The sequence below is a fragment of the Phenylobacterium sp. genome (assembly GCF_030693805.1).
Classification (GTDB): domain Bacteria; phylum Pseudomonadota; class Alphaproteobacteria; order Caulobacterales; family Caulobacteraceae; genus Phenylobacterium.
The window spans coordinates 1-5,303 of record NZ_JAUXZW010000103.1 but is presented as its reverse complement, the minus strand read 5'-3'; the positions used below and the strand labels follow the sequence as shown (position 1 = coordinate 5,303).

Below are 5,303 nucleotides of genomic sequence, written 5' to 3'. Positions count from 1 at the left end.
TTGGGGCCGCTCTGACCGGGAAGCTCGACTTGGCGCCAAACGAAGGTCTGCTGTTCGAGTTTGACCGATAATACAGACTGATGACAGTCATGCTCGGTCCAGAAGAGCCGGCTCGATGTGTTGCCCGGAGCCTGAGCTCTTGCAGCCACTACGGGCGGGGAGCCTCCACCACGAACAGGTGCGTTAGCTCAGGTGGAACCTCAATCGCGAACCGGGATTCCTTCTGCTGAGGAGAGCCCTATGTCTAAACGCGAATTGATTGAGCCCACGCCTGGCGACAAACGCTATGTGCGCCGCGACGACAAAGGTCATTTCAAGGACCAGGTCGACGTCGGCAAGTCGCTCGCCGCTGACCGCCGTCAGAAGGCTAAGACCGACGCAGGCCCCGGCCAAGGTGACCGCGGCGACCATAAAGCCCGATAGCTCTTGGCAAAGTCGCCCACTCGCAAGCTGAAGGTCTTTCAGGCGCAGTTTGGCTTCTACGACACGGTCGTGGCTGCGCCGAGCCAAGCTGCGGCTCTACGGGCTTGGGGAACTCGACAGAATCTCTTCGCCAGCGGCGAAGCTAAGATAACGACGGACGAGGGGGCGATCGCCGCGGCGACCGCCCATCCCGAGACGTTGCTACGACGCGCCGTGGGATCAACCGATCCCTTCGTTCTGGAGCCCACAAAGCTTCCTTCAGTGCCTGACGCACCCAAGAAGGCGACTGTCAAAGCAGCGCCGAAGGCCCAACCCGCCGCGCGATCAAAGCCGCCGGCGGATCGCTCAAAGCTTGAGGCGGCAGAGAAGGCGTTAAGTAAGCTTGACGAGAACCGAAAGCGTGAAGAGGCGGCTTTCCGTCGCGAGGCCGAAGACCTTGAGATACGCCGCATGGCTGCGCAGAGCGCCTATGTCGAAAAGCGAAAGGCCGCGACGTCCAAGCTCGTGAACGCGAGGACTGATTACCGAAAGGCCGGTGGCGCCGACTGAGCTCAGCCGGCCCTGCGGGCCTTACCCTTCGCCGGCGACTTGGTGTGCTTTGCCTTGGGTGAGGGTTTGGCGGCGACCTTGCCCTTGGCTCCCAAACTGGCCCGCAGCGCCGACATCAGATCCACGACGTTGGTATCCTCAGGTTCGGCGACCTTCGCGGGCTTATGACCCTTCTTCTTGTCCTCGATCAACGCCTTCAGCGCTTCTTCGTAGCGATCCACGAACTGGCTGGGGTCGAACGGGCCTTCCTGCTGTTCGATGATCTTTTCGGCGATGGCGATCATCGCCGGATCAGCGGCTTTGTCGCTGATGCCGCCGAAGATCTCATCGGGCTTGCGAACCTCGGCGTCCGTGCGGATCGTGTAGGCTAGGATCCCCTTGTCGCGCGGCTCAAGCGCGAGAATCCGTTCGCGTGTGCCGATCACCACTCGGCCCAGCGCGATCTGTCCGGACTTCTCTAGGGCGGTGCGGATGACCCCAAAGGCCTCCTGGGCCAGCTTACCGTCCGGAGCGAGGAAATAGGGGTTGTCCCAATAGAGGCGGTCAATTTCGTCGCCGGGCACGAAGCGTTCGATCTCGATGGTCTTGGTGCTCTCCAGCTTGACCGAATTGATCTCTTCCTGGGTCAGCAGAATATATTCGCCCTTAGAGACCTCATAGCCTTTCACCAACTCCGATCTCTCGATCGGCCCGGTGTCCGGATCGGTCGTGATCATCTTGATCCGGTTATTGGTCTTCGGGTTGATCAGGTTGAAGTGGACGTCGCCCGCCGAGTTCGTCGCGGTGTAGAGCGCAACCGGACAGGTCACGAGCGACAGCTTCAGGTGTCCTTGCCAAGTCGGGCGGTAAGCCATGTCGGGTCCTCAGGCGGCGCCGTAACGGCGCTTGGACCGACTCAACGACTCACAGGGTGATTCGTTCTCCGCTAGCCACAGGACGCCGTTTCGCCGGAGTCCAGATCGATTCGGAAGCAGTGCTCATGGCCAGTACCGACCTCGCGGACGATCACGCTGATCTCATTGTCGTCGCCGACCGGTGGGTGCAGGTCCTCCACATAGGCGACGGCGGCAGCCTCGAAAGAGGCCTCCTCCAGCAGTCGTGCATGGTGGCTGTCCACATGGCGGGCTCGAACGCTGAACTGACGGGTTTCCCCGGCGAATTGGGTCATATCTTAATCTCCTGCGCTTCCCAACGCGGCCATGCCGAAAAGGATTCAATCGGCGCTGACCCCGCCTCGGATCATCTGGCCGAGGTGTTCGTTGATCACTCTGACCTGAGTCGGGAGTGATCATGGCCGCGACAAAGCTCGCCAAGTACCAGGAGATGCGGGACTTCTCTCAGACGGCCGAACCGTCTGGAAAGGACGCCAAGGTCGTGCCCTCGCAGGCGCTGCGCTTCGTCATCCAGAAGCACGCCGCCAGCCACCTGCACTTCGATCTGCGCCTCGAGTACGAAGGTACATTTCGGTCGTGGGCGGTGCCGAAGGGACCGTCGCTCGACCCCAAGGACCGCCGCATGGCGATGGAGGTTGAGGACCATCCGCTGGACTATGGCGACTTCGAAGGCACCATCCCCAAAGGCCAGTACGGCGGCGGCACAGTGATGCTCTGGGACCGTGGCTACTGGGCCCCGGAGAAGGGCTTCGAAAATATTGGCCAAGCGCTGGCCAGGGGCGAGCTGAAGTTCGTGATGGAAGGCGAGCGGATGCACGGCTCCTGGGTGATCGTGCGCCTGAAGGGCGACAAGCCGGGCAAGCCGAAGAACGCCTGGCTGCTGATCAAGCATCGTGATGAGGGCGCAGTGGAGGGCAATGTCACGGGCCCGACCGATGAGGATCGATCCGTCGCCTCTGCGCGCACCATGGTCGAGATCACCAATGGCAAGGGCAAAGCGGCCGCGCCCTTTATGACGGCCAGGGGCGCGGACGCGGGCGCAGTCTGGCAGAGCAATCGAGACGATAGCGCGCCGGCCGGGCTGATCACGCCGGTCAAAGCCAAGGCGCCGACCAAGGCGAAGACGGTCAGGGCCTTGCCGCAGTTTATCGAACCTCAACTCTGCAAGACGCTGGAGAAGCCGCCAACGGGGCAGGGGTGGGCGCATGAAATCAAGTTCGACGGCTATCGCATGCAGCTGCGCACGGTCGACGGCAAGGCGACCCTGCTCAGCCGCAAGGGCCTCGACTGGTCGGACAAATTCCGGGAGATCGTCGCCAGCGGCGCGGGGCTGTCGGATGGTATTATCGATGGAGAAGTTGTGGCCCTGGACCACACCGGAGCGCCTGACTTCGCCGCCCTTCAGGCGGCCATCTCCGACGGCAAGACCAAGGACCTAGTGTTTTTCGTCTTTGATCAGATGTTCGCCGGCTTGGACGACCTGCGGGCCTTGCCGCTCGTAGATCGGAAGGAACGCCTGCAGGCGCACGTGGACGCCGCGCCGGCAAACATTCGCTACGTCGATCACTTCATCACGGCCGGCGATGCAGTCCTCCAGTCCGCCTGCCGCATGGACCTGGAAGGGATCATCTCCAAGCGGCTCGATGCGCCCTATCAGTCGGGTCGCAGCGAGAGCTGGGGCAAATCCAAGTGCCGCCAGGGCCACGAGGTGGTGATCGGCGGCTGGACCACGACCGGCGACGCCTTTCGCTCCCTGATCGCCGGGGTCAACCGTGACGGCGAGCTCGTTCACGTCGGCCGGATCGGCACGGGCTTCGGCCGCGACGTCGTCGCTCGCATTATGCCGCGGCTCAAGGCTTTGGAGACCGACGACAATCCGTTCAAGGGCAAGGGCGCGCCCAAGCGGGGCGTCGGCGTCCACTGGGTGAGACCGGAGCTTGTCGCCGAAATCCAGTACGCCGGCTTCACGGGCGACGGCTCGATCCGCCAGGCATCTTTCAAGGGGCTTCGCGAGGACAAGTCCGCTTACGAAGTTGAGGCTGAAACCCCAGCGCCGGCTTCCACGACCGAGTTGAGCGAGCCGGTTCCGGTCACCGTTCACACTAAGACCGTGGCCGCCCGCGGGTCCCGGCCGGTCATGGGCGTCACCATTTCCAATTCGGACAAGCCGCTCTGGCCCGACGCGGGCGATGGCAAGCCAGTCACCAAGCTGGACCTGGCGCAATACTACGAGGCGGTGGGCGATTGGATGTTGCCCCATGTGAAGGGCCGGCCCTGCTCGATGATCCGCATGCCGGACGGCATCCATGGCGCTCAGAATTTTTTCCAGCGCCATTCGTCAAAGGGACAGTCGGCGCTCATCACCGACGTCGAAGTCTGGGGAGACCGAAAGCCCTACATCCAATTCGACCGCGCGGAAGCCTTGATCGCCGCCGCTCAGACGGGCGCGTTGGAGCTGCATCCTTGGAACTGCGAGCCGTTCGAGCCGGAGCAACCCGGACGGTTGGTCTTCGACCTGGACCCCGCGCCCGATGTACCGTTCGAGTTGGTGATCGAAGGAGCCCGCGAGGTGCGTGACCGGCTGGAAGAGCTGGGCTTGGTCAGTTTCTGTAAGACCACCGGGGGAAAAGGCCTTCACGTCGTCACGCCGCTGAAAGCCAAAGGGATCGATTGGGAGGCCGCGAAGGGGTTCGCCCGCGACGTCTGCAAGGTCATGGCGGCCGACGCGCCCGACCGCTACCTGATCAACATGGCCAAGAAGGAGCGGACGGGCCGCATTTTCCTCGACTACCTTCGCAACGACCGCATGGCCACAGCCGTGGCCCCGCTGTCGCCGCGCGGCCGCCCCGGTGCGCCGGTGTCCATGCCGATCAATTGGAGCCAAGTGAAGAAGGGGCTCGACCCCGCCAAATTCACCCTACGCACCGTGCCTGCGTTGCTCGCCAAGTCCACCGCCTGGGAGGATTACTGTGAGGGCGAGCGACCACTGGCGGGGGCGATCAGACGACTGGGTAAGCTCTGAGGCCTATTCTCGGCTGTTGTCCTTCATGCGGGGCCCCCGCTTGTAGGCGCCGCGAGACGCTCGCGGCTGCCACGGGCGTTGCAGGGTTCACGATGCGCCGGCGACACGAGAAGGATGCGCGCTGCGCGATGAACCGGTAAGCCGGAGATGCGTTGCAGGCTTGATTTCCACAGGAGAGCCGCGATGCCCGCCAAATCCGCCGCCCAACAGAAGGCCGCTGGGGCGGCCCTGTCCGCCAAACGCGGGGATACCCCTAAGAGCAAACTCAAGGGAGCTTCTAAGAGGCTGTTTGGAAAAGGCGTGAGCGGTGATTCCGCTTCATCGTGGTCTGTGATTCAAGCTCGGGATGTGGACCGAGCAGAGCCGTGGCCGGATGGCCAAGATCGCGAAGAAGACCAAGCGATATCCATCTGATC

General features: G+C 63.0%; 5 protein-coding genes and 1 pseudogene. 4 read left to right on the top strand and 2 right to left on the bottom strand.

Annotation, left to right across the window (positions count from 1 at the left end):
• Positions 1-240: 240 nt before the first annotated feature.
• Both Q8M88_RS04475 and Q8M88_RS04470 read left to right on the top strand, forming a co-directional pair.
• Positions 241-423, top strand: coding sequence for a hypothetical protein (locus tag Q8M88_RS04475; protein WP_305595047.1), 183 nt, complete (start codon positions 241-243; stop codon positions 421-423).
• A gap of 3 nt (positions 424-426) precedes the next feature.
• The gene (locus Q8M88_RS04470) at positions 427-972 is read left to right on the top strand and encodes a hypothetical protein (protein WP_305595046.1); all 546 of its coding nucleotides are present in this window, start codon (positions 427-429) and stop codon (positions 970-972) included.
• 2 nt (positions 973-974) lie between these two features.
• Here Q8M88_RS04470 and Q8M88_RS04465 read toward each other — a convergent pair whose 3' ends face one another.
• Both Q8M88_RS04465 and Q8M88_RS04460 read right to left on the bottom strand, forming a co-directional pair.
• Positions 975-1,826, bottom strand: coding sequence for a Ku protein (locus tag Q8M88_RS04465; RefSeq protein WP_305595045.1), 852 nt, complete (start codon positions 1,824-1,826; stop codon positions 975-977).
• A 71-nt stretch (positions 1,827-1,897) separates the two neighbouring features.
• Positions 1,898-2,140, bottom strand: coding sequence for a DUF5961 family protein (locus tag Q8M88_RS04460; protein ID WP_305595044.1), 243 nt, complete (start codon positions 2,138-2,140; stop codon positions 1,898-1,900).
• A 122-nt stretch (positions 2,141-2,262) separates the two neighbouring features.
• On the opposite strand from Q8M88_RS04460, the gene ligD reads away from it, so the two are divergent.
• Together ligD and Q8M88_RS04450 are read left to right on the top strand one after the other, a co-directional pair.
• On the top strand, positions 2,263-4,887 hold the full coding sequence (ligD, locus tag Q8M88_RS04455; RefSeq protein ID WP_305595043.1) for a DNA ligase D: 2,625 nt from the start codon (positions 2,263-2,265) through the stop codon (positions 4,885-4,887).
• Between the two features lie 183 nt (positions 4,888-5,070).
• Positions 5,071-5,175: pseudogene (locus tag Q8M88_RS04450) on the top strand (DUF3008 family protein); the annotation flags it as partial.
• Positions 5,176-5,303 lie beyond the last annotated feature (128 nt).